This is a genomic window from Arthrobacter sp. R4-81 (assembly GCF_054792365.1).
In genome coordinates, this window is sequence record NZ_CP096445.1 from 4,030,331 (window position 1) to 4,057,086 (window position 26,756).

29 protein-coding genes are annotated in these 26,756 nt (G+C 61.7%); 9 read left to right on the forward strand and 20 right to left on the reverse strand.

Annotated features, from left to right (window positions below; translation table 11 throughout):
* Positions 1-113 precede the first annotated feature (113 nt).
* The gene (locus M1E05_RS18540) at positions 114-791 is read left to right on the forward strand and encodes an SGNH/GDSL hydrolase family protein (protein ID WP_461163841.1); all 678 of its coding nucleotides are present in this window, start codon (positions 114-116) and stop codon (positions 789-791) included.
* Positions 792-802: 11 nt separating this feature from the next.
* On the opposite strand, the gene M1E05_RS18545 is transcribed toward M1E05_RS18540, so the two are convergent.
* Positions 803-1,717, reverse strand: a complete 915-nt coding sequence (locus M1E05_RS18545; protein WP_461163842.1) for an SRPBCC family protein — start codon at positions 1,715-1,717, stop codon at positions 803-805.
* 257 nt (positions 1,718-1,974) lie between these two features.
* Here M1E05_RS18545 and M1E05_RS18550 point away from each other — a divergent pair, with 257 nt between their 5' ends.
* The 4 genes from M1E05_RS18550 to M1E05_RS18565 are packed head-to-tail and all read left to right on the forward strand — an operon-like array spanning position 1,975 to position 7,045.
* The gene (locus M1E05_RS18550) at positions 1,975-3,507 is read left to right on the forward strand and encodes an ABC transporter substrate-binding protein (protein ID WP_461165288.1); all 1,533 of its coding nucleotides are present in this window, start codon (positions 1,975-1,977) and stop codon (positions 3,505-3,507) included.
* 26 nt (positions 3,508-3,533) lie between these two features.
* The gene (locus M1E05_RS18555) at positions 3,534-4,475 is read left to right on the forward strand and encodes an ABC transporter permease (protein ID WP_458113114.1); all 942 of its coding nucleotides are present in this window, start codon (positions 3,534-3,536) and stop codon (positions 4,473-4,475) included.
* The gene (locus M1E05_RS18560; protein ID WP_461163843.1) at positions 4,468-5,304 is read left to right on the forward strand and encodes an ABC transporter permease; all 837 of its coding nucleotides are present in this window, start codon (positions 4,468-4,470) and stop codon (positions 5,302-5,304) included. Before M1E05_RS18555 ends, M1E05_RS18560 begins: the two co-directional genes overlap by 8 nt.
* Positions 5,297-7,045, forward strand: a complete 1,749-nt coding sequence (locus tag M1E05_RS18565; RefSeq protein WP_461163844.1) for an ATP-binding cassette domain-containing protein — start codon at positions 5,297-5,299, stop codon at positions 7,043-7,045. Before M1E05_RS18560 ends, M1E05_RS18565 begins: the two co-directional genes overlap by 8 nt.
* Before the next feature lie 12 nt (positions 7,046-7,057).
* On the opposite strand, the gene M1E05_RS18570 is transcribed toward M1E05_RS18565, so the two are convergent.
* Positions 7,058-7,378 (reverse strand): DUF6221 family protein, encoded by a 321-nt coding sequence (locus tag M1E05_RS18570; RefSeq protein WP_458113111.1) that lies wholly within the window; start codon positions 7,376-7,378, stop codon positions 7,058-7,060.
* A gap of 80 nt (positions 7,379-7,458) precedes the next feature.
* Positions 7,459-8,592, reverse strand: coding sequence for an acyl-CoA dehydrogenase family protein (locus M1E05_RS18575; protein WP_461165289.1), 1,134 nt, complete (start codon positions 8,590-8,592; stop codon positions 7,459-7,461).
* A 207-nt stretch (positions 8,593-8,799) separates the two neighbouring features.
* On the opposite strand from M1E05_RS18575, the gene M1E05_RS18580 reads away from it, so the two are divergent.
* The gene (locus M1E05_RS18580; protein ID WP_458113110.1) at positions 8,800-9,303 is read left to right on the forward strand and encodes a MarR family winged helix-turn-helix transcriptional regulator; all 504 of its coding nucleotides are present in this window, start codon (positions 8,800-8,802) and stop codon (positions 9,301-9,303) included.
* Positions 9,304-9,374: 71 nt separating this feature from the next.
* Here M1E05_RS18580 and M1E05_RS18585 read toward each other — a convergent pair whose 3' ends face one another.
* Together M1E05_RS18585 and M1E05_RS18590 are read right to left on the reverse strand one after the other, a co-directional pair.
* On the reverse strand, positions 9,375-9,752 hold the full coding sequence (locus M1E05_RS18585; protein ID WP_461163845.1) for a zinc-binding dehydrogenase: 378 nt from the start codon (positions 9,750-9,752) through the stop codon (positions 9,375-9,377).
* Positions 9,753-10,052: 300 nt separating this feature from the next.
* Positions 10,053-10,634 (reverse strand): helix-turn-helix domain-containing protein, encoded by a 582-nt coding sequence (locus tag M1E05_RS18590; RefSeq protein ID WP_461163846.1) that lies wholly within the window; start codon positions 10,632-10,634, stop codon positions 10,053-10,055.
* Between the two features lie 92 nt (positions 10,635-10,726).
* Between M1E05_RS18590 and M1E05_RS18595 the strand changes: the two genes are divergently transcribed.
* Positions 10,727-11,701, forward strand: a complete 975-nt coding sequence (locus M1E05_RS18595; protein ID WP_461163847.1) for an NAD(P)/FAD-dependent oxidoreductase — start codon at positions 10,727-10,729, stop codon at positions 11,699-11,701.
* 32 nt (positions 11,702-11,733) lie between these two features.
* Here the strand turns inward: M1E05_RS18595 and M1E05_RS18600 are convergent, their stop codons facing one another.
* The 5 genes from M1E05_RS18600 to M1E05_RS18620 form a co-directional block, all read right to left on the reverse strand.
* A complete protein-coding gene (locus M1E05_RS18600) occupies positions 11,734-12,579 on the reverse strand; it encodes a CPBP family intramembrane glutamic endopeptidase (protein ID WP_461163848.1) in 846 nt (281 codons plus the stop codon).
* Between the two features lie 6 nt (positions 12,580-12,585).
* Positions 12,586-13,365 (reverse strand): enoyl-CoA hydratase, encoded by a 780-nt coding sequence (locus M1E05_RS18605; RefSeq protein WP_458113105.1) that lies wholly within the window; start codon positions 13,363-13,365, stop codon positions 12,586-12,588.
* Positions 13,362-14,408 (reverse strand): 3-hydroxyisobutyrate dehydrogenase, encoded by a 1,047-nt coding sequence (mmsB, locus tag M1E05_RS18610; RefSeq protein ID WP_461163849.1) that lies wholly within the window; start codon positions 14,406-14,408, stop codon positions 13,362-13,364. The genes M1E05_RS18605 and mmsB overlap by 4 nt, the downstream gene beginning before the upstream one ends.
* Positions 14,401-15,405, reverse strand: coding sequence for an enoyl-CoA hydratase/isomerase family protein (locus M1E05_RS18615; protein ID WP_461165290.1), 1,005 nt, complete (start codon positions 15,403-15,405; stop codon positions 14,401-14,403). Before M1E05_RS18615 ends, mmsB begins: the two co-directional genes overlap by 8 nt.
* 101 nt (positions 15,406-15,506) lie before the next feature.
* Entirely contained in the window at positions 15,507-17,006 is a 1,500-nt protein-coding gene (locus tag M1E05_RS18620; protein ID WP_461163850.1) for a CoA-acylating methylmalonate-semialdehyde dehydrogenase, read from the reverse strand.
* 249 nt (positions 17,007-17,255) lie between these two features.
* Here M1E05_RS18620 and M1E05_RS18625 point away from each other — a divergent pair, with 249 nt between their 5' ends.
* Together M1E05_RS18625 and M1E05_RS18630 are read left to right on the forward strand one after the other, a co-directional pair.
* Positions 17,256-18,062, forward strand: coding sequence for an exodeoxyribonuclease III (locus M1E05_RS18625; protein ID WP_458113101.1), 807 nt, complete (start codon positions 17,256-17,258; stop codon positions 18,060-18,062).
* Between the two features lie 37 nt (positions 18,063-18,099).
* Complete coding sequence (locus M1E05_RS18630) at positions 18,100-18,981, forward strand: hypothetical protein (protein WP_458113100.1); 882 nt, start codon at positions 18,100-18,102, stop codon at positions 18,979-18,981.
* On the opposite strand, the gene M1E05_RS18635 is transcribed toward M1E05_RS18630, so the two are convergent.
* The 10 genes from M1E05_RS18635 to M1E05_RS18680 form a co-directional block, all read right to left on the reverse strand.
* On the reverse strand, positions 18,978-20,072 hold the full coding sequence (locus M1E05_RS18635) for a LacI family DNA-binding transcriptional regulator (RefSeq protein WP_458113099.1): 1,095 nt from the start codon (positions 20,070-20,072) through the stop codon (positions 18,978-18,980). The genes M1E05_RS18630 and M1E05_RS18635 overlap by 4 nt on opposite strands.
* A 144-nt stretch (positions 20,073-20,216) precedes the next feature.
* Positions 20,217-21,185, reverse strand: coding sequence for a carbohydrate ABC transporter permease (locus tag M1E05_RS18640; RefSeq protein ID WP_458113098.1), 969 nt, complete (start codon positions 21,183-21,185; stop codon positions 20,217-20,219).
* A complete protein-coding gene (locus M1E05_RS18645) occupies positions 21,182-22,147 on the reverse strand; it encodes a carbohydrate ABC transporter permease (RefSeq protein WP_458113097.1) in 966 nt (321 codons plus the stop codon). The genes M1E05_RS18640 and M1E05_RS18645 overlap by 4 nt, the downstream gene beginning before the upstream one ends.
* 96 nt (positions 22,148-22,243) lie before the next feature.
* Positions 22,244-23,578, reverse strand: a complete 1,335-nt coding sequence (locus M1E05_RS18650) for an ABC transporter substrate-binding protein (RefSeq protein WP_458113096.1) — start codon at positions 23,576-23,578, stop codon at positions 22,244-22,246.
* Positions 23,579-23,732: 154 nt separating this feature from the next.
* Positions 23,733-24,344, reverse strand: a complete 612-nt coding sequence (locus tag M1E05_RS18655) for a hypothetical protein (RefSeq protein ID WP_461163851.1) — start codon at positions 24,342-24,344, stop codon at positions 23,733-23,735.
* Positions 24,341-24,904, reverse strand: coding sequence for a hypothetical protein (locus tag M1E05_RS18660; RefSeq protein WP_461165291.1), 564 nt, complete (start codon positions 24,902-24,904; stop codon positions 24,341-24,343). Before M1E05_RS18660 ends, M1E05_RS18655 begins: the two co-directional genes overlap by 4 nt.
* Before the next feature lie 128 nt (positions 24,905-25,032).
* The gene (locus M1E05_RS18665; RefSeq protein ID WP_461163852.1) at positions 25,033-25,416 is read right to left on the reverse strand and encodes a hypothetical protein; all 384 of its coding nucleotides are present in this window, start codon (positions 25,414-25,416) and stop codon (positions 25,033-25,035) included.
* Positions 25,413-25,604: a hypothetical protein gene (locus tag M1E05_RS18670; RefSeq protein WP_309108420.1), complete on the reverse strand. Its 192-nt coding sequence runs from the start codon at positions 25,602-25,604 to the stop codon at positions 25,413-25,415. The genes M1E05_RS18665 and M1E05_RS18670 overlap by 4 nt, the downstream gene beginning before the upstream one ends.
* Positions 25,601-26,095 (reverse strand): Asp23/Gls24 family envelope stress response protein, encoded by a 495-nt coding sequence (locus M1E05_RS18675; protein ID WP_461163853.1) that lies wholly within the window; start codon positions 26,093-26,095, stop codon positions 25,601-25,603. The genes M1E05_RS18670 and M1E05_RS18675 overlap by 4 nt, the downstream gene beginning before the upstream one ends.
* A gap of 86 nt (positions 26,096-26,181) precedes the next feature.
* On the reverse strand, positions 26,182-26,628 hold the full coding sequence (locus tag M1E05_RS18680) for a hypothetical protein (RefSeq protein ID WP_458113092.1): 447 nt from the start codon (positions 26,626-26,628) through the stop codon (positions 26,182-26,184).
* Positions 26,629-26,756 lie beyond the last annotated feature (128 nt).

Sequence of the window (26,756 nt, forward strand, 5' to 3'; positions counted from 1 at the left end):
CCCTTCCATTTTCGCCGATGGGGCAAGGGCGTCCAAGGCCATTCAAGTTTTGCGGTCATTGACCTTGGTGCCATTACGAAGAAGAAAATAGAAAACACGGAAAGGAGGCAGCCATGATGGAACGGCAACCGGGAGCGTCAACCGGCCATGTGGTCCTGCTCGGAGATTCAATTTTCGATAATCAGGCGTATGTCGACGGCGCCCCCGATGTTGCACAGCAACTTCGCCAGGAACTGCCCGGTGACTGGAGTTGTACGCTCCTCGCCGTGGACGGGGACAGAATTTCCGACGTCGACCGGCAGCTTCGCTTTCTGCCGCCGGACACCACCCACCTTGTGGTGAGCGTGGGCGGGAACGACGCGCTCGGTTTCGCTCCCTTGCTCGAGGAGGACGCCGGAACTGTCACCGACGCCCTCCTCATCCTGGGCAAGGCACAGGACCGGTTCGCCGCCGACTATGCGGCGATGATCGACGCCGCAGTGGCGAAGGGACTGCCCACAGCCGTGAGCACTATCTACGACACGCCCCCGTCCAGCCCAGGGCAAAGAATCATCAGAACCGCATTAGCGCTCTTCAACGACTCCATTACAAGGGCTGCGTTTGACCGCGGCGTCTCTGTCATCGACCTCCGGCTGATTTGCAACGAGGATCAGGACTACGCCAATCCCATTGAGCCCTCAGCCCATGGAGGACAGAAAATTGCCCGGGCCATAGCCGCCCTTGTACTGGCCAACGGCACGGCGCAGCGGTCGATAGTCGTGGCGGCGGAACCGGCCGATCAAACCGTCTAGCGGACGGCCCCTCAGTAGCGCGTTGGGGCAGGCGGCACGATCGGAGGAACGGTACCGTCGTCGCCGTCCTCGTTCTCGCGGTCGGCTGCACTCTTCGCCTCGCTCCCGGCCATTTCGTCCGACTCGCCAAGCGTGTCCGCCAGGCCGTTGGTCTGGTCGAATGGACGTGCAATCCGTTCAGCAGATGGATCCGAAGAGGCACCGGACATTTCCCTTGCCGTTCCTGTGCTCATCCCGGAGCTACCCGCCATGGATGCCCCGGGCGCCGGGGCCGCATCTGTCCGCGAAGTGTCAACCCGGGTGGCGTCCTCCTCCATTCCCTTGTTTTTTCCTTGCGTCGCAGCAGCAACTCCCGCCGCAGCCGCTGCAGCTACCCCGACTCCGGCAGCAACCTTTCCGGATACTCCTGCCTTGCCAGAGTCACCATGTGATCCGGCCGCATCTTCAACGCCCGGCGTCCCGGCTGAGGCACCTTCATTAACTGAGCCACGCCATGCCCCGCTGGCATATCCTTCGGCCTCAATGAATTCCTTAAACCTCTTTAAATCGGCTTCAGCCTCGTTTTCAACCACATTAAGCTTGTCACCGACCTTTTCCACGAGGCCCTCGGGCTCGTACTCCAGGGTCAGCTGGATGGACGTCTGTCCTCCGCCCACATCTTCGAACATCACTGCGCCGGCATTGGTTGCTCCTTCGGTGGCGGCCCAGGACACTTTGCGGTCCGGTACCTGCTCCAGGATTTTGGCTTCCCAGCGCCGCCGGACACCTGCGATTTCCGCCACCCATTCGAGGCGGTCGTCGCTCAGCTGGGTCACGCTCTTAACGCCTCCCATGAACTGGGGGAAATCCTCAAACTGGGTCCACTGGTTATAGGCAGTGCTTACGGGAACGTTGACCAGAATGCGCTTCTCAACCTTCGTGCTCACAGCGTCTCCTTCGACTAGAACAGGTCACGACGAAAGCAAGTCCATTTCGTCAGTATGCTTACTATATGCCTGCTTCGAGCAGTCAGCCACCGTCGAAAGTGACCAAAATCGCACCTCGAGGAAGAGCGAAGGCGCCTTTATTACCAGGCTAAATCGACAACTACGATAGGTAAGGCTACCCTCAGTAGGCGGCCTTCGTTCCAGAAGCGTCTTGAGAATCCTATGAAGGTGGTTTTGTGCGTTTTCCTGTCCCGTCAATGGTGGCAACGGGCGCGGCAGCAGTCCTCGCGCTTTCCGCTTGTGGTTTCACCCCCGAGAACAACGCCTCAGCGCAGCCTGTAGACACGAACCAGCGCATTGTGGTGGACAACTTCCGCGCGCCGGTGGCCGGCTGGGAGCTGGAGACAGACTCTGCGTACATCCTTTCCCTGGCCGGGTGCCTTGAGACCCTGACGAAGTACGACCAAGCGCAGGGAAAAGTTGTCCCCTCCCTCGCCACCGAGTGGAAGCAAGTCTCGCCGCTGGAATGGGATTTCACACTTCGGGATGACGTGAAATTCCAGGACGGCACGGCTCTCACGCCGGAAGCCGTAACGGCTTCCCTCCAGCACGTGCTCGGCGCCAAAGTGCCCGCGCGCGCCTTCAATCCCAAGATGGTCAGTGGAGTCAAAGTGCTGGATGCACACACGGTGCGCGTCACGACCCCCACTGAGAGTCCTCTGGTTCCCTACCGGTTGGCCAGTGTAAACACCGGCATCCTTGCCCCTGCCGCGTATGCCAAGGACACCATCGATCCCTTTGGACACTGCACGGGTCCCTTCAAACCCGTCTCCGAAAAAACCAAACAGTCCTTGACGCTGGACCGCAACGAGGATTACTGGGGAGGCCCGGTCCAACTGGCGGGTGCCGAGATACGCTTTATCACCAATGGCGCCACCCGCGCTGCCCAGGTTCAGACCGGGGAAGCCGATGTGTCCCTTTCGGTTCCTGTTTCCAGCCTGCCTGCCTTGGAGAAAGCCCCCGGTGTTGGCATTTTGAAGGCAGACTCACCCAGGACTGCCACCCTCTATATGAACAACGGCCGTGCGCCATTCAACAACCTCAACTTCCGGAAAGCGATCCGCACCGCCTTGGATCTCGATTCGCTGGCGGCCAGCGTCTACGAAGGCGCAGCGTTGCCGGCCACCGGCCCCTTCGCTCCCACCGAACCCTGGGCACCCGCTGGTGTCGAATCTCCCAAGCAGGATCTTGACGAAGCCAAGTCACTGCTGGCAACAGCCGGTTACACAGCCGAACGGCCCTTGGACATCATTGCGATCGTGGAGCGGGCGGAGTTCGCGGACGTTGCAACCGTGATCCAGGAGAACCTGAAGAACATCGGTATCCCGGTCAGCATTCAGACCAAAGAATACGCGTCGGTGGAGCCGGACCTGCTTGCAGGGAACTACGACATGGTACTCAGCCAGCGCAACCGCCTGATCGACATCGCTGATCCGATCGGCTTCCTCACTGCTGACTACACGTGCGCCGGCACGTACAACCTGAGCCATTTCTGCGATGCGGAGTACGACAAAACCATCGCCAAGGCAGCTCAGACCAACGACACTAAAGAGCGTCACAAGCTCTATGCCGAGGCCGGGAAGATCCTGGACGCGCAGGCAGTCAACGCTTGGCTGGTGAACGAACAAGCCACCGATGCCATCCGCACCAGTGTGCAGTCGTACGTTCAGGACCCTCTGTCCCGGTACGTCCTCACAGCCCAGACAGCGAAGTCGGGGTCCGGCTCGTAGGGAGCCTGACCCCGTAGCAGAAACGCATGATCTCCTTTATCGCCAGGCGGACGGCGACCCTTGTGGTCGCCGTCCTGCTGGCGTCCATCGCGGTCTTCATGGTCCCGTATGTGACCCCCGGCGATCCTGTACGCAAGATCATCAGGTCACGGGTTGCAGGCGATGTGGTGGACGCCTCCTCGGTCCAGGCTTTGAGCGATAGTCTCGGGCTGCAGGATCCACTGCCCGTGCAGTACTTTCGTTGGCTGGCCCGCTTCTGCACTGGCGACATGGGGCTGTCCCACATCAGCCGGACCCCGGTGGTGGAACAGGTGCTGCCTGCCCTCGCTGTGACGGTAAGCCTGGTGATCCTGGCCCTTGGCGCAGCAGCGTTGATCTCCTTGCCGTTGGGGATCACGGCCGCCCTCCGGGAAGGTCGGCGGACTGACAAGATCATCACTACGATCACTCAATCCTTCATTGCGATGCCCGAATACTGGCTGGCTCCCCTGCTGGTACTGGTGTTCGCCCTCCGCCTGGCAGTGCTGCCCTCGGCAGGATGGACGGGTCCGGCCTCCATGGTCTTGCCCGTTGCCACGCTGGCCCTGCGTCCGATCAGCTATTTCACCTCTGCCGCACGCTCAGGGATGATTGACGCCTTGGCAGCCGACCACGTCAACGCCGCCCGAAGCCGCGGATTGAGCTATCCGCAGGCGGTCCTCAGGCACGTAGTCCCCAATGGCCTGCTGCCACTGACCACCTTGTTCGCTGTGTGGTTTGCCGGGTTGCTGGGCGGATCGGTCATCGTTGAAGTGATCTTCGCGGTTCCCGGAATGGGCAGGCTGCTTTACGACGCAGTCCTCAACAGTGACATTCCGCTTGCCCAAGGAGGCGTTGTTGTGGTTGTCGCTTTGGCTGTGGTGGTAACAACAGGCGCAGATTTTGTACACCAACTCCTGAACCCGAGGCTCGGTGGACGTCTTGGTTAGGAAACAAACGGCCGGCTGGGCCGCCGTCGTGATCCTGGCCATTATTGTCTTGGCCGTGACCTTCTCCCCCTGGCTCATGCCGCATCCCCCGGCACAGCAGAATTTGGCGCTGCGCCTGAGTCCGCCAAGCCTCAACCACTGGTTGGGGACTGACCACCTGGGCCGGGATACGCTCAGCCGCCTGCTGGACGGTGGGCGGTTCTCCATGTCGATAGCAGCGTTGGCCACCCTGCTGACCGGTCTCCTTGGAACGGCAATAGGCGTGATCAGCGCTCGACGCCGGGGATGGTTCGATGAGTTCTTCACCCGTACCAATGACGTCCTCCTGGCGCTTCCCGAGATGGTGATTGCCCTGTTTATCGTGGCGGCTATGGGCACGGGTTTTCCTTCCCTTCTGCTTGCCTTGACGATAACTGGCTGGACTCCCTTCGCGAGGCTTGCCAGGACGCTTGCCTATGACGTGTCAGCGGAGGGGTTCGTGGAGGCAGCCAAGGTAGTGGGCTGCCCGCCGTCGTTCATCATTTTCCGCCACATTCTCCCGCATCTGGCGGGGCCTTTGCTGGGACAGGCAACGCTGCGGTTCGGTCAACTGTTGATCAGCGTCGGCGCTCTTTCTTATCTGGGCCTCGGTGTCCAGCCGCCACAATCGGACTGGGGCTCCATGCTCGCTGCCGCACAGCCATATTCCGAGCGGGCACCCTTGGCAATCCTGGCCCCGGGGCTCGCAATCTTCACCGTGGCATTGTGCGTAACGTTGACCGGCCAACGTATCTCCCACATGGCGGGGAGCCGACTGCTTATTCCCACCGGGGCGGTGAAAGATGACTGAGGGACTCGTTATAGAAGATCTGCATACCGGCACAGGTGGAGCGCGTTCAATTCTGGCCGGTGTCAGCCTGTCGGTAAATCCGGGCGAATTCGTGGCCCTGGTTGGCGGGTCCGGTTGCGGGAAGACGATGACGGCGATGTCCATCCTTCAGCTGCTTCCGCCGCACGTACACCTCCAATCGGGGAGCATCCGCCTCGGATCCCAGGAGCTGACGACGGCGGCTGAGGGCGTATTGAACAGCGTTCGCGGTGGCGGCATCGGAATGTTGTATCAACAGCCCAAGCGCATGTTCAATCCCCGCAAGACAATAGCCAGCCATCTGAAGGAGCCGCTCAAGCGCCATTGCGGGCTGCAAGGAAAAGCTGCCGACGATAAAGTGCTGGAACTGCTTGCTGAAGTCGGCTTCGACGAACCCGAGTTAGGAGCCCAGGCCAAAGCACATCAGCTCTCCGGTGGAATGGCGCAACGGGCCATGACTGCCCTAGCTTTGGCCGGTGCACCGGACATCCTGCTGGCCGATGAACCGACCTCCTCACTGGACAAGATGCTTGAGGTCCAGGTCCTGCAGCTGCTTGACCGGGAACGCCGGGAGCGGGGTCTTGGGATTCTCTACATCACCCACAACATCCGCACCGTGGCACAGTTTGCCGACAAGGTCCTGGTGATGGAGGCCGGCACGATTGTTGAATCAGGCCCTGCCCAGGAGGTCCTGAACTACCCTCGTTCCCCGTACACCAAGCGACTGCTGGAGGCTGCAAGCCTTGCCCCCGAAGGGAACCGCGGCCCGCGGCAGGGCCAGGTTGCGGAACAGGGGGTTCAGCAGCGCCAGGGCCAGGAGCTCCGCGAAGTGCTGACCCTGGAGCGTGTCAGCAAAGACTTCAGGGCGAAGAAACGGGCAAGCAAACGCGGAAACCGGCCGGCCTTAACCGATATTTCCCTTGGCCTTGGACAGGGTGAGATTCTCGGAGTTCTGGGGCAATCCGGTTCGGGGAAGAGCACCCTTGCCAGGTCGATCATCGGCCTGGAAAACATCGACCGCGGAAGAATCAGCCTTAATCTCCAAGATGCCGGTTGCCGGAATCCTGGCCTCCAGGATGTTGGCGTCCGGAATCCTGGCGTCCAGCATGTTGGTCTCCAGGATGCAGGGAGGGCCGTTCAGCATTCCCGGGTTCAGCTCGTGTTCCAGGAACCACACGATTCTTTCGATCCACGTATGCGGCTCCAGACCAGCCTGGAAGCACCGTTGCTCCGGCGCAAGGACCTGACGAAGGACGAGCGTTCCTCACGCATTCTTCAGGCAATTGAGGAAGTAGGGCTTGACCCGGGACTGCTGGATCGGCTCCCCGGCCAATGCTCGGGAGGTCAGCTCCAAAGGCTCACCATCGCCAGGGCGCTTCTCCTGGAGCCCTCAATCCTCATCTGTGATGAGGCGACGTCGGCGCTGGACGCCCTGACTCAGCGGCTGGTCCTGAACCTGCTCCTGCGCTTGCATCGGGACAAGGGTCTGTCCCTCGTCCTGATCAGCCATGACATGGACGTCATCCGCTATATGAGTGACAGGGTGGCTGTGCTGTTCAAAGGCCGGCTTGTGGAGGTAGCCGAAACCGGGGAGTTCTTTACGCGCCCGCAACACGAGCACAGCCAGGCCCTGGTTTCGGCTGCGCTGCCCGTTTGCGAACTCTTGAGCCGGACCGTGCGCCCTCCGACCACCGCCAGGTTGTTTCCAGCCGAAGCAACCTGAGCAGCCCAACAGCTATTCCGTCAGCCGCCAGCCTTCCTGGAAATCAGGGTGGTCCGAATAAGGGAAGGCAAGGGCGTGCAGGGCCAAGGCAGTCCACGCTATTGCTTCTGTGACACCGACGGTCTCGCCCGGCGATGAGGCCACAATCCGGGCCAGGCTGGCCTGCCGGGCCGATTCGATGACCGCGATGAGACGCCGTTTTGCTTCGCATTCACGCAGCAGCCGGTGCTCGTACCATCGCCCGGATTGGGAGACGGAACGGTCTCCGAGGAGTTTTTGCGCGGCCTTCTCATCTTCCTTGATTCGTTCGAGCAGGAACTCCACAACGTCCATAGGCAGAGCCTACCCGCGCCGGGACAAAGAGTAGCGGCACGCAGGGCAGCAGCCTGTGGCCCAGTTCAGGCCCGGCCGGATCAGGTAAAGGCGGATTTCCCGGTGACGGCGCGCCCCACAATGAGCGAGTTGATTTCGTAGCTGCCTTCATAGGTGTAGAGGACCTCAGCGTCCCCGAACAACTTGGCCATTTCAAAATCACTGCTGATGCCGTTGCCGCCCAGGATGGATCGCCCCATGGCTACTGTGGAGCGCGCCAGCCGAGTGGTGGTGGCTTTGGCCATGGCCGCCTGGGCCATCTCCAATTTGCCCTCGTCCTGAATCCGCGCGAGCTGGACCATCAGGGCAAGGGAAGCAGTGGCGTTTCCCAGCATGTCGGCCAGCTGCTGCTGAATGAGCTGGAACCGCGCAAGTTCCCTGCCGAACTGCTTGCGTTGCAATGAATAGGCACGCCCGACGTCGAAGGCGGCCAACTGGATTCCGGCACCTTGCCAGCCCACCCAGGCGCGCGAATCCCGCAGGAGGCTGTTGGCTTTTGAAAAGTCGGTGGCACCGGGGAGCAGGTTGGCCTGGGGGATCCGAACCTCCGAGAGCGTGATGTCCGCGTTCTGCATGATCCGGAGGCCGATTTTGTTGCTGATTTTCATGGCGGAGTAGCCTGGGCGGTCGGTTTCGACAATGAAGCCCTTGATCTGGCCGTCTTCAAGGTCCCGGGCCCAGACCAGCGCGAAGTCAGCGATAGTGCCGGCGCCGATCCATCGTTTGGCGCCGTTGATCACCCACTCCTCGCCATCGAGCCGTGCATTGGTTTCCAGCCCGCCTGCGATGTCCGAGCCATGATCGGGTTCGGTCAGGGCAAAGGCGCCCAGGTGGGTGAAGGCAGTGAGGCCCGGTAGCCATTGCCTCTTTTGCTCGGTGGAACCGAGCTGATCGATCATCCCCACGATGAGCTCGTTGTGGATCCCCACCAGCGCCGAGAGTGATACGTCAGCACGCGCCACCTCGACGTACATCAGGCCCTTAAACAGTTGCGAGCTGCCGTCCGTTTGCAGGCCTCCCAACCCATATTTCCCCATTTCCGCAACCAGGGTGAAAGGGAATTCCTCCCGGTTCCAGTAGTCGATGGATGCAGCACGGATCCGGGACTGCAGAAACTCCCTCACTTCCAGATACCGGGAACGCTCGGCAGCGGGCAGGAGTCCGGCGATGTACATCAGATCGGCGTCCGCAAATGGCAGAGGGGCAGGGATCCCGGCTGTTGCCGGCGGGTCCGCGGCCGGCCCCTCATGACGTCCTGATGGCTGCACCCGTCCCCCGGCCTCTTCGCTCTTCCAAACCCTTGGATGTCCTAGTATATTGCACAGTGATGTGGATCACTAGGCTGAGCAGACGCCCTGGCCGGGCAAGGCTAAGGAGGAACGGTGGGAACTCCACTTCCCCGTGACCCCATCGCGGATGCCCAGCAAAACTGGGAAGGCCACGGCTGGGTAAATGAGGCAGCCCCCATGGCTGCCGTCACGGCCATCATGCGCACCCAGCAGATTCTGTTGGGACGGATCGAGGCCGTCCTCAAACCCTTCGGCCTGACATTCGCGCGCTACGAGCTCCTGGCGCTGCTCAGTTTCGCCCGCAGCGGAGCACTCCCGATGAACAAAGCAAGCGCGCTCCTGCAGGTCCATCCGACCTCGGTGACAAACGCGGTCGACCGACTGCAGGCCGCAGGCCTGGTGGTCCGGTCCGCCCACCCTACTGACGGCCGGACCACCTTAATAGAGCTCACCTCCGAGGGGCGGACTCTTGCCAAGAGCGCGACGGCGGCGCTGAACTCTGAGGTATTCATCCAGTCGGGATTCGCTGACCAGGATGTGGACCAGCTGATCAGGATCCTCAGTGCGTTTCGGAAGAACGCAGGCGATTTCACCTAACAGAGCCCTGAATCAAGACCCCCAGGCGCATTTGACCAGTTCATTTTTGCGCTTGGGGGTCTTTGATCATTTCAGGTCAGCAGGACCGGTTTGATCACGGCTCCGGATTTAGTGTCTGCCACGGCCTGGTTGATCTCTTCCAGGCGATAGGTCTGCACCAGCCGTTCCACGGGAAACCTCCCCGATTCCATCAGGGTGATGATTGAAGGAATCAGGGTTTCAATCTCGCTGTCACCCAGAGTCACTCCCTCGATGCGGCGTCCGGGCATCATGAAGTTCACGTCCACGGCAACAGTGGCCCCGAACGCTGGAGCTCCGATCACCACAATGTGTCCCCTCGCCCGGGTGGCGCCGATGGCCTGTTCGAGAACCCTCGTGTTTCCCGTGGCCTCGATGGCCGCGTGAGCACCTCCACCGGTGATTTTGTGGATCTCCTCCGCAACGTCCATGGATCAGTCCTTCGCCTTCCCACATGGCACCAGTAACTCCCTGTTCACCAATGGGGCCAGGCGACTGTGCTGGATCCCCGGACGGGGCCGGCAATGACAAGGACGAAAGATACGACGGCGGGAGCAAAACTTGCTGTTCATCGGAACACCCTGGTTTTCGACATTGAAACGGAGGGAGGTAGCCGCAAAGGTGCTGCTGCTGCCATGTGTTGTGGATCAATTATCAGGATTACTGATAATCAGGAAACCTGCCCATGACAGGAGGGCCGACGTTCCCCCACGTCAATAGAAATCTGCTTCTTACCGCCCTGCCGGTTTCGCCCGCACATGCATCCGCTCCCCCTGCCGGCCGAACAGGCTCAGGAATTCCACAGCCTGGGTATCAGCCCGTCCGAACCAGTGCGGCACCCTGGTGTCGAACTCAGCAGCTTCACCGGCCGGAAGAATCAGGTCCCGCTCACCCAGGATCATCCGCAGGTTCCCATTGAGAACATAGAGCCACTCATAGCCCTCGTGGACCTGCGGGTCGGGCTGCTCAGGCCCGCCAGCGTGCAGGATGTGCTTATACGCCTGTACTCCACCGGGCCGGCGCGTCAGCGGGATGATGGTCATCCGCTTCTTCACAATGGGGCGCAGGTGAACCCTGGGGTCTCCGGTGGCAGGAGCGCCCACCAGTTCATCAAGCGGCACCTGATGGGCCTTGGCGAGGGGCAGCAGTAGTTCCAGGTTGGGACGCCGCTGCCCCGATTCCAGTCTGGACAGCGTGCTCACGGAAATGCCCGTTGCGTCAGACAGGGAGGCAAGGGTGGTTTCCCTGCTCAAGCGCAGTGCACGGAGGCGGGGCCCCACCGCGGAAAGAACGTCGTCGATCATTTCATCCATACCGATAGTTTGCCATTTCAGCAATATCCTTTGCCACTCCAGGCCGGTGGCGAGAAGGATAAGAACAACGAAAAACCCTGAAAGGAAACGCTATGTATGATGTGGTAATTGTCGGTGGAGGCGCGGCCGGCCTGAGTGCAGCCCAAATGCTGGGCCGTGCCCGCCGATCAGTGCGGGTGATCGACGCCGGGGAGCCGCGGAACGCTCCTGCCGAGGCAGTCCACGGCTTCCTGTCCCGCGACGGCATCAACCCCGCCGAATTGCTCAAGGTCGGCCGGACTGAGGTGGAGTCCTATGGGGGCCGCATCCTCAACGGGCGAGTCGTCGCCGTCGAACGCCTGAACGGGGAACACGGGGAATCCGGGGGCTTTGAAGCACGGCTCCAGGACGGGACGGCTCTGGAAAGTACGATTCAGGGCCGGCGCCTGCTGATTACCACCGGACTGGTGGACGGGTTGCCTGATATTCCTGGCATCCAGGAACTTTGGGGCAAGGACGTTCTGCATTGCCCGTACTGCCACGGTTGGGAGGTCCAGGACCGGGAAATCGGAATCCTGGGAACCGGACCGATGGCCGTCTTTCAGGCACTCCTGTTCCGGCAATGGAGCAGCAACATCACACTGTTCCTCAACGGCTCCGTCAGCCCTGACGAGGCTGAGCTGGAGCAATTGGCGGCACGGAATATCACGGTGGTGCATGGGGCGGTGGAGCGGCTGCAGATGGATCGGGGCAGGCTCAGCGGAGTGAAACTGGCCACTGGCGGCGTCGTTTCGGTTGACGCCCTGGCGGTGGCGCCGGTTTTCACGGCCCGTACGCACGTCTTTTCCCGTCTCGGACTCAGAATCCAGCAACATCCCAGCGGAATGGGCGAATACCTTGAGACCGACGCCGACGGCGCCACTGGCGTTCCGGGTGTATGGGCCGCGGGGAACGTGGCGGATCTTCGCGCCCAAGTGCTGTCGTCAGCAGCAGGGGGCGCCGCGGCCGCCGTCGCGATTAACTCCGATCTGATGGCAGAAGAACTCCGAGCGGCGGTGGCCGCCTACCGGCACCGCGTCTCCGTGTAGCGCCCGCGGTATAACGCCTGGCAAGGGCACGCTCAGTAGAGGAAGATATCGATCCACTCTCGGTTGTGGGCGTGGAGCAGGACCAGGAACAGGACAAAGTCGAACAGCAGGTGGACGCACACGATGTACAGCAGGGATTTTGTAATCGTGAAGAGTCGGGCCTGGAGCAGCGCAAACGGAAAGATAAAAAACGGGGCGTAGGCGTGGAATCCCAGCTCCCAAAGGAAGGAGGTGAAGAGGACCGCCTGGAGCAGGTTGGCCTGCCAATCCGGAAGATGCCGTCGCAGAAGGGTGAACGCGGTGCAGATGAAGAAGAGTTCATCCCAGATGCCTAAACCGTTTGTTCCGATGAAAAGGCGGGCAATGCCCTCAGGGTCACTGACCGCAGGCCAGTTGTTGTAGACACCGGTCTGGATCATGTACACCGGGATCAAGGCATAACCGATAACGACGACGGCGGGCAAGTACCATTTCTCGGCCCGGGTCCAGGGCTGGCCGGTACGGATGGGGAATCTGATCGCATAGTCCTTGAGGACAAACCGCGAGACGGAGTACGGGATTCCAACCGCCAGGATCATGGCCGTTCCCATTACCAGCATGTGCTCGGTGCTGATGTCCGTGGTGATGGGAACGGCGCTCATCGCAATCAGGCCAACCGAAATCAGCGCGAGGTCCGTGAAAAGGGACCGGTTGATGATCGCGGCGAGCACCAGGGCTGTTCCCAACACGAGGTATCCAGCGGCGCGGTCCTCCAGGACGAAGAGGACAAAACCTGACAAGGACAGCAGCGCTGCAGGGACCAGGCTCAATGAGGTCCTGTCCGCCTTACCCGGGCCGAAGGTCCGGTCCGCAGCCGGCGCCTTGGGTTGATGACTCATGGTGGCCTACCTGTGCTTAAACTCCGGCGTGCGCTTCTCGCTGAACGCCGCCATGCCTTCTTTCTGGTCCTCAGTGGCGAAGAGGGAATGGAAGACTCTGCGTTCGAAAAGAACACCCTGGGCCAGTCCGGTTTCAAAGGCTGCGTTGACTGCTTCCTTGGCCATCATTGCCACCGGCTTGGATTTGGAGGCAATGACTTCTGCGGCCCGCAGCGCTTCCTCGACGACGTCGGCGGCCGGAACCACCCGGGATACCAGTCCTGAGCGCTCAGCCTCCTGGGCGTCCATGTACCGTCCGGTGAGAATCATGTCCATGGCTTTGGCCTTGCCCACAGCGCGGGTAAGCCGCTGTGAGCCACCCATTCCTGGCAGGACGCCGAGATTGATTTCGGGCTGGCCGAATTTTGCGTTGTCGCCGGCGATGATGAAGTCGCACATCATCGCCAGCTCGCAGCCTCCGCCCAAAGCGAAGCCGGAAACAGCCGCCACCACCGGGATGCGGAGCCTGGTGAAATCCTCCCAGCCGCGGAACCAGTCCGCGGAGTACATGTCGACGTAGCCTTTCACCGCCATCTCCTTGATATCGGCTCCGGCGGCGAAGGCTTTGGCTGAACCGGTAATGACTACGGCACCCACCTCTGGATCGCTGTCCATAGCGCCCACGGCTGAAACGAGTTCGTCCATGGTGGCTTTGTCGAGGGCGTTCAAGGCTTGGGGCCGGTTCAGGGTCACCAGCCCTACCCGTCCACGGCGCTCGACCAGGATGTTTGAGTACTGTTCGGTCATCCGTGGCCCCTCGCCTGTCGCTGATCCTGGTCCTGTTCCGCCGCCCGTTCAGACTCTTGTGCCTGACCGGATTTGTCCCGGATGGCCGTGATGATTGCCGAGAAGTCCTTTCCGGCACCGCCCTCCGCCGCAAACGTATCGTAAATTTCGGACGCCAGGGGACCCACCCTGGCCGCGACCCCGGTGCTTTCCAGCGCGTTCAGCGCCAGCCGTAGGTCCTTGGCCATCAGCGCGCCGGCGAAACCTGGCTGATAATCGCGGTTGGCGGGACTGCTGGGTACAGGGCCCGGAACAGGGCAGTTGGTGGTCAGCGCCCAGCATTGGCCTGACGCCGCCGAGGCAACATCGAAGAGAGCCTGATGGGTGAGACCAAGCTTCTCTCCCAGAACAAAGGCCTCACTGACTGCGATCATGGAAACCCCGAGGATCAGGTTATTGCAGATTTTAGCTGCCTGCCCGGCCCCATGGTCGCCGCAATGGACAACACGCTTGCCCATCACTTCCAGCAGCGGCCGGACCGCCTCGAAATCTTCAGGAAGTGCGCCAACCATGAACGTCAGGGTTCCGGCCTCAGCCCCCACAACACCCCCGGACACAGGGGCGTCGACCGAGCGGTGCCCGGCATCCACAGCCAGCCCTGCCGCCTCCCGGGCCTCATCCACATTGATGGTGGAGCAGTCCAGGAACATGGTGCCCGGTGCAGCCACTGCCAGCAGTCCGGGTTCCCAGCCTCCTCCGGAGGAGAAGTCACTCCCGGCGGAAAAGTCGCTGCCGGTGGCGGAGTCCCGCCCCCTGTACGCATCCAGGAGATGCTTGCCGCTGGGGAGCATGGTCAGCACCACAGAGGCACCCTCAACGGCGGAAGCAGCCGTGTCCGCCGTCGGAATTCCGTGGCTCCGGGCGGTTTCCAGGGCCGTGGGCATCACATCGTAGCCCACAACACGGTAACCGGCGTTGACGAGGTTCAGGGCCATCGGAGCGCCCATATGCCCGAGCCCCAGGAAAGCAATGGTTCCGGCTCCATTGGGTGATACCTCAGGCATTGTCCGTCTCCTTTACTGAAAGATTCAGCTCGCGATCCCCGAGCGGTTCAAAATACCTGACGACGTCGGCGTCCCGCACTTCCGCCAGTGTGGCCGGACGCCAGCGCGGGTTCCTGTCCTTGTCCACTACCTGGGCCCGGATCCCTTCGCGGAAGTCAGGACCGGCCAGGCAGTGCAGGCCCACCGTGAACTCCTGCGTCAGAGCCTGCTCAAGAGTCATCCCCCGCACCCTCCGCAATGACTCCAGCGCAACCTTCACGGCGGTCGGCGATTTCGACTCTATGGTCTCCGCGGCCACGACGGCCTCCCCGCCGAAAGCGCGCAGCCGGCCGAGGATTTCTTCAACATCATTGCCGGCGTAGCACTCATCGATCCAGGTCCGCTGACCTGCCAGCGCGGAGTCCGGTGCCCGTTCTGCAAAGCGGCCGACGGCGTCTTCCGCTGTCTCGCTCTCGAGGGCAGCGGCCAGCGCTGGAAGGGTCTCCGAGCGGACAAAGTGGTCGGCCAGCCCGAGGAACAAGGCATCGGCGCCGTCCAGGTGGGCGCCGGTCAGGGCGGCGTGGGTGCCTGTTTCACCCGGCGAGCGCGAGAGCAGCAAGGTACCGCCGACGTCGGGCACAAATCCGATGGTGGTCTCTGGCATTCCTGTGCGGGTGCGCTCCGTGACTATCCGGACGGAGCCGTGCGCCGAGATCCCCACACCTCCGCCGAGCACCAGTCCGTCCATGAACGCCACATAAGGCTTGGGGTACCGGGCAATCATCGCGTTCAGCCGATACTCCGCTTCCCAGAATTCGGCCGTCCCGGACCCTCCTGTCAGCATGTCCTGGTAAATGGCCACAATATCCCCGCCGGCACAGAACCCCCGGCTCCCGGAACCCTGGACCAACACAGTGGCAACGCCGCGGTCCTCCGCCCAGTCAGCAAGCTGTTCCAGCATGGCGTGAACCATGCCTGTCGTGAGCGCATTGACGGCCCTGGGACGGTTCAGGGTCATGATGCCAAGGTGCCCCCGTTGTTCGACGAGCACCTCGTTCGGGTCGCGGCCAGCCGGGTCGCCGCCAGCCGGGTCGCTGCCTGCCGGGTCGCTGCCTGCCATCAGCTTCCTTCCGGCATGATGAAGCTTGCGCCCTGCCGGATGCCCGAGGGCCAGCGCGTGGTCACGGTCTTGGTCTTGGTGTAGAAACGGAACGCGTCGGCGCCGTGCTGGTTGAGGTCGCCGAACCCGGAGGCTTTCCAGCCGCCGAAGGTGTAGTAGGCGATCGGCACGGGGATGGGCACATTGATTCCGACCATCCCCACCTGGACACGGCTCGCGAAGTCCCGGGCCGCATCACCGTCCCTCGTGAAGATGGCCACGCCGTTGCCGAATTCATGCTCGCTGCAGAGCCGCAGTGCCTCCTCATAGTCCCCGGCGCGGACCACGCTGAGCACTGGGCCGAAGATCTCCTCCCGATAGATTTTCATGTCCTTGGTGACGTTGTCGAAGAGGGTCGGTCCCACCCAGAAGCCGTTCTCGTACCCTTCGACTGTGACCCCACGTCCGTCGGCAAGAAGGGTGGCGCCCTGATCGACGCCGGACTGGATGTAGCCCTCGATCCGCTCTTTAGCCGATGCAGCAACAACAGGGCCGAAGTCCGATTCCTTGTCCAGGCTGTGGCCCACCCTCAGGGCCTTGACCCGTTCTTCGAGCTTGGCCACCAGCGCATCCGCTGTCTCCCGCCCAACAGGCACCGCGACGGACACGGCCATGCAGCGTTCGCCGGCGGAGCCATAGCCGGCCCCGATCAGGGCATCGGCGGCCATCTCCAGATCCGCGTCCGGGAGGATCACCATGTGGTTCTTGGCCCCGCCGAAGCACTGTGCCCGCTTGCCGTGAGCCGCAGCCGTGGCATAGATGTACTGGGCAATAGGGGTTGAACCAACAAAACCGATCGCTTTCACCCGCGGATCCCCCAGAAGAGAATCCACCGCTTCCTTGTCCCCGTTGACCACATTGAAGACGCCGTCAGGAACCCCCGCTTCGCTGTACAGTTCGGCGAGCCGCAGCGGAACCGACGGATCACGCTCCGAGGGTTTGAGGATAAAGGCGTTTCCGGTTGCGAGCGCAGGACCGGACTTCCACAGCGGAATCATGGCAGGGAAGTTGAAGGGGGTGATGCCTGCGACCACCCCCAACGGCTGCCGGAGGGAGTGGACATCGATGCCGGCACCGGCGTCGTCGGAAAATTCACCCTTCAGCAGATGCGGGGCGCCGGCGGCAAATTCCACCACCTCGATTCCCCGCTGGATGTCGCCTTTGGCATCAGGGAGGGTCTTGCCGTGTTCAGAGGCCAGCAATTCGGCCAGTTCGTCCATGTTCCGGTTGACGAGTTCCACGAACCTGAGCAGGATGCGCCCGCGTCGTTGCGGGTTCATCGCTGCCCACTCCGGCTGGGCCTTTTCGGCGCTCGCTATTGCCCGCTGGACTTCTTCCCCCGCCGCCAGCGCAAGCCGGGCCTGCACGTCACCCGTGCAGGGATCATAGACCTCTCCCCAACGTCCTGAGGTACCTTCCACCCGTTGTCCGTCAATGTAATGGCCTAGCTCGCGAACCATGATCGATGCTCCCTTGCATGTGGGTCCTGGAATGCCGGTCCGGCAGCAGATGCCTTGGGTCCCCTGCCACTGGAACATGTGAGCCCGGTGCAAGTGCGACCCACGCCATCTGCTGCCGAATATACTCGGACTTCCTACTAAATTCCAGAGCCGTTGCGGGTCGCTGCCTACCCTGCGTTGTTCGCCGCGCAACGGCCTGTGGGACCGGCCGAGGGGATCATGGGGGCCAAGTTCGGTAAGTTAGGAACTGTGAAGATTGCTACCTGGAATGTGAACTCCCTCCGTGCCCGAGCCGACCGTGTTGAGGCGTGGCTTCGCCGCAGTGACTGCGATGTCCTGGCGATCCAGGAAACCAAGTGCTCCGACGACAACTTCCCCTGGGAGCTCTTTGAGCGGGACGGCTACGAAGTAGCCCATTTCGGCCTCAACCAGTGGAACGGCGTCGCTATCGCTTCCCGCGTGGGGCTCGACGACGTCCAACGCACCTTTCTGGACCAGCCGGCATTCGGCAAAGCCGGGAAGGATCCGGTGGCGGAGGCCCGTGCTATCGGTGCCACCTGCGGCGGCGTCAGGATCTGGAGCCTGTATGTTCCCAACGGACGATCGCTCGACGACGAACACATGCCCTACAAGCTCAACTGGCTGAGCACCCTCAAGAACCACGCCGAGAGTTGGGTTACTGAAAACCCTGAGTCCCAGATTGCCCTCATGGGCGACTGGAACATCGCGCCGCAGGATGAAGACGTCTGGGACATCGACCTTTTCCTTTCACAGGGTTACACCCACGTGAGCCCGCCCGAACGTGCTGCCTTCCACGCCTTCGAGGCTGCCGGATACACGGACGTTGTCCGGCCCCACACACCTGGGCCAGGCGTCTACACCTACTGGGACTACACCCAGCTCCGCTTCCCCAAGAAGGAAGGCATGCGGATCGACTTCGTCCTGGCCTCCCCCGCACTGGCGGCAAGGGTCACCGGCGCCTCGATCGACAGGGAAGAACGCAAGGGCAAGGGTGCTTCAGACCATGCGCCGGTTATTGTTGAGTTGACTGACTGATGAACGCAACGCAGGGGATGATCGGGAGGTGGCTGCCATGACCGGCAACCTTTACCGGGGACAGGCCGGGCTGCCTTTCTCCTCAACCCTGCGTATCTACGAGCCTCTGACTGCTTTTCCGGAGGAGCAGCGCGCTGCCATCAGGGCTTCCGCTGCCCGCGCGAAATCGCGGGCCGCTGTGGAAAACGCCGAACTCCTCGCGTCACTGGGACGCATCACCAGGCCGGGCGGAGATCCGTTCCCCACGGGACGCACCGATCTTGTCCGGGTGATGCCCCTGACCGGGAAGCCCGACGGCGGCACCCCCGAGGGGAAGCCCTCCGTCACGCTGTTGTACTGCCCCAGCCAGCTGGTTCTCCGGGCAGGCCTGGCAGCGAATGCACTGATGGAAGGCATCCACGGACCGCTGGCAGAATTGCTGATCGCGGAAGAGCAAAGGGACCGCCATCAGGAACGCATAGACCTGGTGAAGGCCAAGGAAGGCGTCGGCAAGGTACACACCCGTGCCTCCACCTGGGGAATTCCGTTCAGCTGGTTCTCGCTGTTCCAGGAATCCGACCATAAGGACGTGGTGGAATCAGGTGGCCGCATCCTCACCGTCCGAGTGCGGACCAACATCGGTGATGCGCTGGAGCGGGTCCGCTACGCGGTGGCCAACCTTGCATTGGCTGCCCCGGACCTGGATATGCTCGATGATCTTGCCCAGCTGACTGAATGGTTGGAACTGTTCCACAGCGACTCCTGGGTGGAACTCGATTACGGAGCAGTGGCGGACAAGGTTTACCCTGACGACTCCCCCATGGACGTCCGGCTTGGCATCGAGTGCCTTGCCGAAGGTGACATGACCGGAGCTGCCGCAGCCTACCGCAGGCTGGCTTCCCGCTGGATTCCCATCCGGCAGCTGGCGCGCGCGTCCTAGGCTTTGACCGGGCGGGGCTCCCTCTGTTCGGGTGCACCGTGAGCCGGCGGGGGCGCCGTCGTCGAACGAACAATGAGCTGGTGCGGCGCAACCATGGAGCGGACGGATCCGGTGCGGCCATCCAGCTCATCCAGCAGCATCCTGGTTGCCAGCTCTGCCTGCACGTCCGGGCGTTGGCCAACGGTGGTCAGGCCCAGAGTCACAGAGAAATCGTGATCGTCGATGCCGATCACGGATAGGTCCTCGGGAACGCGTACGCCCCGGCGGTTGGCCTCGAAAATAACGCCCATAGCCATCTCATCCGAGGCGCAGAAAATGGCTGTGGGCTTGGGACCGGAATTCCCCCACAGCTTGATAAACGCCTGCTGCCCGCTCCTGACTGTAAAGTCCCCCACCTCATCCCACTCCGGACGCAGGTCAAGCCCTGATGCGGTCATTACGTCCTGGAAGGCCTTGATGCGGACCCGGGGGACGTCGAAATTCAGGTCCGTCTCGTCGTCGCCATGGAGCAGGGCGATGTCCTTGTGACCCAGGCTGATGAGGTGGCGGACAGCCGTTGAGGCAGCGGCGTAGTCATCAATGCCGATGTAGGCGCATTCCTCCACGTGGCCCCCCACCACCACAAGGGGAATATCGATTTTTTGCAGATGGTTGAGTTCTTCGTGGGTCAGCGCCATACACAGGACCAACAGGGCATCAATTTGCTTGTAAACCATGGTCCTGCTGAAAAGACGCTCGCGGTTACTCCCGTGCCCGCCCAGGTTGAACAGGGACAGGTTGTACTGCCGGGCATGCAGCTCCCGGTCAGCTCCCTCAATGGCTTTGGAGAAGAACCAGCGGCTCACAAAGGGCGCGAGCACTCCAATGGTCTTGGTACGGCCCGTAGCCAGTCCGGAGGCTGAGGAGGAAGCAACATAGCCGAGCTCCGCGGCAACGCGCAGGATCTTCTCCCGTGTGGACGGCGAAACCCTGGGCAGTCCCCGTACCGCCCGTGACACCGTGGCCGTGGACACTCCCGCTGCGGCTGCCACGTCCTCAATGCTGACACCGGAATGGCCTCCCCGTTGGGCCCTCTCAGTTGTCCGTGCCACGATCTCCCCTTATTCGGTTATGCCGCGGAAGTCGCTGCTGTGCTCCCTGTCCGCAACAAATGAGTCTAGTGCCCGCGCTCCAGCTGGGCCGCCTGAGGTCCGTACGTTACAGACGGCACAGCCGGAAGCGGGTCATGCAGAGGATCAGCCCTTGAGGCCTCCGGCAAGCAGACCTCGGACAAAGTAGCGCTGGAGGGCGAAGAAGACCCCCAATGGAATGATGATGGACACGAAGGCAGCAGCGGGGTTCAGGTAGTCCCTCGCGCCGCGTGTGCCGGAAATTTCCGCAAGCCGCTGGGTAATAGGAGCAACGTCCGGAGTTCCGCCGGAGAAGACCAAAGCCACCAGCAAGTCATTCCACACCCACAGGAACTGGAAAATCGCCAGGGAAGCCAGAGCCGGAACGGACAGTGGCAGGATGATTCGCCAGAAGATTGTGGTGTGTCCTGCCCCATCGACCCTTGCTGCCTCAATCACTTCCCCGGGGATCTCGGAAATGAAGTTGTGCAACAGGAAGATGCCCAACGGCAAACCAAAGATCGTGTGGGCAATCCACAACTGGGCATAGGACCCGGCCGGCAGTTGCAGGACCTGCGTGAAGAGCTGCAGCAGAGGAATCAGGGCCATCTGCAGGGGGACAATCTGCAGGGCGAAAACGAAGATAAACATCGCATGGCGCCCCCTGAAATTGCCCCAGGCGAAAATGTAAGCCGCCATCGATGCCAGCACCAGGACGAACAACGTGACGGGGATGACGATCGCCACCGAGTTGATCAAGTACTGGGACAGATTGGGTGACTGCGACCCTGCAGCGGCGGTCGCATCGACATAGTTCTTGAAAGTGAACTGCCCGTCAAAAAAGGCATTCCACCAACCGTCGGAGCGGGGGCCCACCTGTTTTGCGGCCGGACGGAACGATTGAACGAAAAGGCCAAAAGTGGGCACAGTCCAGATTGCGGCAATGATGAGGGCGGCAGCGGTGGCAAAAGGCGAGGTGAGCTTGGTTTTCACACGGCGCATGATGGGCTCATCGGCGGCCTGGAGGCCCTTCTCGCCAAGAGGAAGACCCACCAGGGCCTTATCTGCCTCGTCCCGTGCTGGCGTGGCGGTCATCGGATCTCCCTTTGCTGACGAAGGACACGTGCGTTGTAAACGACGATGGGTAGGACCAGAAGGAAAAGTACAAGGGCCAAGGCGGCACCACGGCCGGGTTCGTCGGCGCGGAAAGCCTGGGTGTACATTTCATTGGCCACCACAGAGGTCTCGAAGTTACCGGCCGTCATGGTGCGGACAATATCGAACACCTTGAGGGTGGCAATGGTGATGGTGGTCAGCACCACAACCAAAGATCCACGGATCCCGGGGATCGTGACGTTACGGAACTGCTGCCACGGGTTGGCTCCGTCAAGCCTTGCCGCCTCAACAAGTTCCACAGGGACACCCTTAATAGCGGCTGAAAGGATCACCATGGCGAAACCTGTCTGGATCCAAACCATGACGATGATCAGGAAGATGGTGTTTTCCGGAGCATCGAGGAGGAACTGTTTGGGCTCCATCCCAACTGCCACACGCAGTGCGTTGAGCACGCCCGTTTGTTCGATGCCGGCGCCGCGGAAGTCGTAGACCAGCTTCCAGATAACGCCTGCGCCCACGAATGAGATGGCCATGGGCATGAATACCAGGGCCTTCAGGATCCTCTCGCCCCGCGCTTTGTCGATGAAGACCGCATAGGCGAGGCCGAAGACTGTTGATAGTAGGGGGACGAGTACGGTCCAGATAACGGTGTTCCGCAGCGTGATGACCGCCTCAGGCTGGGTAAACATCCAGACGAAGTTGTCCACTCCGTTCGGCGTCCCCTTCGCGTCTGTAAATGCAAGGTAGGACGTTTGCACCGCGGGGTAGACCAGCCCGACGATCATCAGGATGGCCGCCGGCGCTAGAAAGCCGATGACTGTAACTTTGTCTCTTGTTGATTTTGGTGCCCTGTCTACAAGCAGCATGATGAGCCCGATGACGGCTGCGAAAGCCGCGATCGCGATCCCTACTTGGAGAAGTTTCCCTCCGACGAATTCCATGGCCAACCTCCAAGGTGTGGGTGGATGAGTTGATTGAAGACAAAATGCTGCGTTCCCCCACGGGTGCTCGTGCAGGGGAACGCAGCACTGCAGCTCTTAGCTCTTAGGCCAGCTGCCTTCAATACTGTCGGCGACCTGCTTTGACGGGGTGCCGTTGATCCACGCCACGATTCCCTTCCAGAAGGAGTTGGAGCCGACGGCTGCGGGCATCAGGTCAGAACCGTCGAAACGGAATACCGTCTCGGGATCCTGAAGGAGCTCAACAGAAAGCTTGTCCAGCTCTGTCTGGGCGTTAGCAGGGTCCAGGCCCTTGTTGGCGCTGACTACACCGCCGAGCTTGACACGGTTGTTCGCGAAGTCCGCACTTGCCATGTACTGCAGGAATGACTGAACCTCGGGCGTGTCCTTGTAGGCGCCCACCATCTCGCCGCCGCCGGTGATGGCCTTGCCCTTGCTCTCGTCGATGGGAGGTGTCATGAAGGCCCAAACATCACCATCGGGAGCCACAACGGTGCCTTCGGGCCAGTTTGCGGCCTGGAAGTTGGCCTGGTGGTGCATGGCGCACTGGCCGTCAAGGACAGGTTGGCCTGCCTGGGCGAAGCCGGTTGTCAGGATGGAACGGACATCGCCGAAGCCACCGTTGACGTAGTCCGGGTTGAGCAGGATCTCACCGGTCTTGTCCATGGCCGAAACAATCCGGGGATCGTTGAACGGGATCTGGTGGGCGACCCACTGGTCGTAGACCTCTGGGCCTGCCTCACGGAGGATGACGTCCTCGATCCAGTCAGTACCCGGCCAACCTGTGGCCTCACCGGACTCGAAGCCCGCACACCACGGCTTCATGGCACCGTCGTCCGCGATGGTCTTTGTCAGGGTCATCATTTCGTCAAAGGTCTTGGGAACTTCCCAGCCCTTGTCCTCGAATGTCTTTGGCGCGTACCAGACGAAGCCCTTGACGTTGGCAAGCATGGGGGCCGCATAGAACGTTCCGTTGACGGTTCCGTACTTCTTCCAGTCGGCCGACCAGTTCTCGTCTACGAGGTCTGAGACGGCCTTCGGCGCCGGCTTCAGGTTGCTGGCCTGAGCGGCCAACAGGCCGGGCTGCGGGAAGATGGCAACGTCCGGTGGGTTTCCGGCTTGGGCCCGCACACCGATCTGCGTTTCGAATTCCTTGCTGCCTTCGTATTTGACCGTGATGCCGGTGCATTTTTCGAAGTCCGCCCAGGCTGTCTCAAGGTTCGTGGCTTCAATGTCGACGATGGTTGAGTAGACCGAAACAGTCTTGCCTTCGTGCTTGCCATAATCGGAGTAGGCGGAGCAGTCAGCAGCCTCGCCACCCCCGCCGCCACCAGTTTCGGGACTACATGCCGTAACGGTTAGGGCCAGGACACCGACCGCTGCGGCCGGAATTAGGAACTTTGGGCTTTTCATTACTGGAGACTCCTCGCTGAGTGACAAGAGAAAATCGCGGTGCAGACTTTGTGACCTCAATCACCCTAGTAAGCCTGCGTACAGAAATGCAAGCGTTTACATAAACCTTAATCGAAAGGAGACCTGATATCAGAATCGCAACACAGCGCAGGCTTTAGCGGACGCGTTCGGCCCTGCTGAAACGGGCACGAGTGCCTGCCCCGAGGTGAATCAACACGGGGGTACGTTTGCCAACAACATGGTCCAGGGCCTCCACGAGCGCCGAAACTTCGGCCGCCAACGCGTTCGGAGCCACCCCCAGTCGCGGTTGCAACCTGATTCTCAAGGCAGGTTCCCCACGGATCTCGTACGTCGCTACAGATACGCCAGCCAGATCCGGACGGTCGGCAAGGGCTGCCTTGAGCGCCTGCTCCGCCACGCCGCCGCCGATCCGGACATCACCCGGCACGCTACCGGGAACCTCCTCAAACAGGATGAGATCGGCCCGGCCCTTACCCTGTTGAGCAATCCACGCCACCATGGCGCCGATGAGCAGCACCAACAGAAGCACCAGCAGGATCCACACCCAGCTCTCCTGACGGCCCGGAAACCTGGTCTGGTCAAATAACTGCTGGGCGCCGGACCACAATCCCGCAGACCACGACTGCCACCAAGAGGCGACAGCAGGGACGCTTGCCAGCAGAACCAGGAGGGCGCCGACTACCAGCAGAACCAGTCCCAGAATGCCGATCAGGATGCGGTTAAGAAGGCGGGGCGTGCTGTTCATGCTCCCACTACCCCGGACGTCGCCAGGTTCACCCGAACGTCCGGCATGGGCGACGGTGCCATTCGGGTGAGTTCATCCTGCACAGCCGCAAGAACGTCGTCGTGCCTGACGGGCACGCCGGACGTGGGGCGGACGTTGACCACTGCCTGATATCTGGACACGACCACCATCACCTGTTCCGGTGTGACGTTGGCGGCGAGCCGGGCCCGTCTGGCCAGCGCGGCGGCAATAATTTCATCGTCCACCAGCACGCCCGCCCGGGGATCCTGGAGGATGTGCCGGGCTTTGCGTCCAGGAAGCACCGCGCTGAGGAAGAAAAACAGTCCAGCCATGAATACGACTCCTCCGGTGACTCCCAGCAGAAGTGGCGGCATACCTTCAGGGAGGGCGACTATCCGGTGGGCGGCGGTCTGCGGATCGATAAGCCAGGGCGGCTGCCCGATGGCACGCACAGCAGCCTCCAAGAGTGCATAAACGCAAAGAATGATTACCAGCACACCGGCGATGACGGCGACACCGGCTCTTGACGACTGTGTTTCGCGCTGGAGGATCCACGGCATCAGGGAACCGGGGCCGTAATCTGCCCCGTCTTTATCCTTCAGCTCACGCTCAGGCCCGGCGATAACTTCGGTGTCTTGTTCTGTAACAGGAGTTTGTGCCTCGTCGGGTTTGTTTCCGTAGGCATGGCTCACAGTACCCGCCCCCTTTCGGAAACGGCTGTGCCGCTGATTCTTATGTCCACGCGGCTCAGCTGGGCTCCGCTGAATTCCATGACCCTGTCCAGGATGACCGATTTGGCAGCAACAGCCCTGTCCCGGATGGAACCCCCAAAGATGGCCACGCGCTCCGGGTTCCGCAGCACAGAAGCCAATGGCGGGATCCTGATAGGGGAAACCAGGGACAGCGCAAGCAGGCCGTCGTCGTCGGACCAGTCAGCGCGGACATCGTGGGCCTCCACGCCCAAGGCCTCAGCGGCTGCGGCACGGGCCAAACTGGTGAGGGCCTGCGTGCTGATCCTGTTGTGCCCCGCCAGTACCCGGCCCTGCTCTGTCATCGGGGCCGTACTGCTCATGATGAAGAGCGCCGGCCCGTAATGGCGTCCATGACGCTGCGCAGATCCAGTTTCCCTTCCGCTGCGCGGCCCAGCAGGGCCCCGATCCCCATAAAAAGGAGGGAACCCAGGAAGCCCCAGACTCCGAACTGGAAGGACATGAAGGCGACGAAGGCACCCATTGCAATTCCCGCAACAGTCAGGCTCATGGGATTGCCTCTCTCTCCGGACGGCTTCCGGGGGCTGCCGGAGTATTGAGTACTGGACGCGGCTCCGGGTTGGTTCCGGGTTTCACCGGGCCCGGCACGTAAATGTCATTGATCTCGACGTTGACTTCTATGACCTGCAGCCCCACAAGCTCTTCCACCGCCGAATAGACGGCGGAACGCACTTGGTTGGCAAGGGAATGAAGGGGGGTGCCGTAGACAGCCACCAAGTTGAGGTCCACGGCGACCTGGGTCTCACCGACTTCAGCATGGACGCCTGCGGCGTGGTCAGAGTTGCCGACGGCGTCGCGTATGGCGCCCAAGGCCCGCGACGGCCCCGTCCCCAGGGAATAGACTCCTGGGACTGCGCGGGCGGCGATGCCGGCAACTTTTGCGACGGCGGTCTCGGAAATAACGGTACGTCCACCGCCTGGTACTGCAACGGCGGCGTCCGCACGGACCCCCTGGCCGGGTTGTGGGTTCTGGTATTCCATCGAGCACTCCCCTCTTCTTGGAACAACCCTATCCCTTGGCCACGACAACCGCGCGGACGGAGCCCGCGGGCAATCACACGTCGTGCCTATTTACAGTTAGTGGCCAGCCACGCTGTCACCGGCCCCATAGCAGCGTTGAACTTCCCGCTGGAAAAGACGGTCTGGTCAGTGAGGCCTGCGACAGCTACCTCATTGAGGTGTACGAAATCGGCCTTAACGCTGTCTGGCGCCTTCTCCGCTGTTTCCGCCAGTTCGGCTTTGAGCTGTTCAAGTTCCTGCGTCTTGCCCTGGGCCGCCGACATCGGCAACAAGGATGCTCCCGTGGCCTGCTGCGAGATGGTGGTGCATGCTTCTGCAGCGCTGGCGAAACCTCCGAAAGGGCCGGAGGACATGGTGGGGCTGGGTGTCGCGGAAGGAGCTGCAGCCTCTGACGCCGGCGCGTTGCCAGTGCTGCTGGCTTGAGGTGCCGAACATGCGGACAGTGCGAGGACAGTGAACAGGGCGGCGGCAAGAGGGCGTGCAAAGAGTTTCACAAGTCACATTTCTGTTGAGGATAGTTTCTGTTGAAAGTGCACCACCGGTCGTTTCCGACGCTGGCGGCAGCATATGTCCCCGGCGTGCGAGTCTAGCCCGGAATGCTGTCCGGTTTCCAAGCGGGGTG

Coding starts and splice junctions, on each gene's coding strand:
- M1E05_RS18570 (WP_458113111.1), bottom strand. CDS start 7,378: ATGGACGTTGTGGAGTTCCTGCTCGAACGAATCAAGGAAGATGAGAAG.
- M1E05_RS18555 (WP_458113114.1), top strand. CDS start 3,534: ATGATCTCCTTTATCGCCAGGCGGACGGCGACCCTTGTGGTCGCCGTC.
- M1E05_RS18595 (WP_461163847.1), top strand. CDS start 10,727: ATGTATGATGTGGTAATTGTCGGTGGAGGCGCGGCCGGCCTGAGTGCA.
- M1E05_RS18665 (WP_461163852.1), bottom strand. CDS start 25,416: ATGAGCAGTACGGCCCCGATGACAGAGCAGGGCCGGGTACTGGCGGGG.
- M1E05_RS18540 (WP_461163841.1), top strand. CDS start 114: ATGATGGAACGGCAACCGGGAGCGTCAACCGGCCATGTGGTCCTGCTC.
- M1E05_RS18630 (WP_458113100.1), top strand. CDS start 18,100: ATGACCGGCAACCTTTACCGGGGACAGGCCGGGCTGCCTTTCTCCTCA.
- M1E05_RS18590 (WP_461163846.1), bottom strand. CDS start 10,634: ATGGATGAAATGATCGACGACGTTCTTTCCGCGGTGGGGCCCCGCCTC.
- M1E05_RS18575 (WP_461165289.1), bottom strand. CDS start 8,592: ATGTACATCGCCGGACTCCTGCCCGCTGCCGAGCGTTCCCGGTATCTG.
- M1E05_RS18660 (WP_461165291.1), bottom strand. CDS start 24,904: ATGCCGTGGATCCTCCAGCGCGAAACACAGTCGTCAAGAGCCGGTGTC.
- M1E05_RS18670 (WP_309108420.1), bottom strand. CDS start 25,604: ATGAGCCTGACTGTTGCGGGAATTGCAATGGGTGCCTTCGTCGCCTTC.
- mmsB (WP_461163849.1), bottom strand. CDS start 14,408: ATGCCTGAGGTATCACCCAATGGAGCCGGAACCATTGCTTTCCTGGGG.
- M1E05_RS18550 (WP_461165288.1), top strand. CDS start 1,975: ATGGTGGCAACGGGCGCGGCAGCAGTCCTCGCGCTTTCCGCTTGTGGT.
- M1E05_RS18605 (WP_458113105.1), bottom strand. CDS start 13,365: ATGACCGAACAGTACTCAAACATCCTGGTCGAGCGCCGTGGACGGGTA.
- M1E05_RS18645 (WP_458113097.1), bottom strand. CDS start 22,147: ATGGAATTCGTCGGAGGGAAACTTCTCCAAGTAGGGATCGCGATCGCG.
- M1E05_RS18655 (WP_461163851.1), bottom strand. CDS start 24,344: ATGAACAGCACGCCCCGCCTTCTTAACCGCATCCTGATCGGCATTCTG.
- M1E05_RS18650 (WP_458113096.1), bottom strand. CDS start 23,578: ATGAAAAGCCCAAAGTTCCTAATTCCGGCCGCAGCGGTCGGTGTCCTG.
- M1E05_RS18600 (WP_461163848.1), bottom strand. CDS start 12,579: ATGAGTCATCAACCCAAGGCGCCGGCTGCGGACCGGACCTTCGGCCCG.
- M1E05_RS18565 (WP_461163844.1), top strand. CDS start 5,297: ATGACTGAGGGACTCGTTATAGAAGATCTGCATACCGGCACAGGTGGA.
- M1E05_RS18675 (WP_461163853.1), bottom strand. CDS start 26,095: ATGGAATACCAGAACCCACAACCCGGCCAGGGGGTCCGTGCGGACGCC.
- M1E05_RS18615 (WP_461165290.1), bottom strand. CDS start 15,405: ATGACCCTGAACCGTCCCAGGGCCGTCAATGCGCTCACGACAGGCATG.
- M1E05_RS18640 (WP_458113098.1), bottom strand. CDS start 21,185: ATGACCGCCACGCCAGCACGGGACGAGGCAGATAAGGCCCTGGTGGGT.
- M1E05_RS18620 (WP_461163850.1), bottom strand. CDS start 17,006: ATGGTTCGCGAGCTAGGCCATTACATTGACGGACAACGGGTGGAAGGT.
- M1E05_RS18585 (WP_461163845.1), bottom strand. CDS start 9,752: ATGGACGTTGCGGAGGAGATCCACAAAATCACCGGTGGAGGTGCTCAC.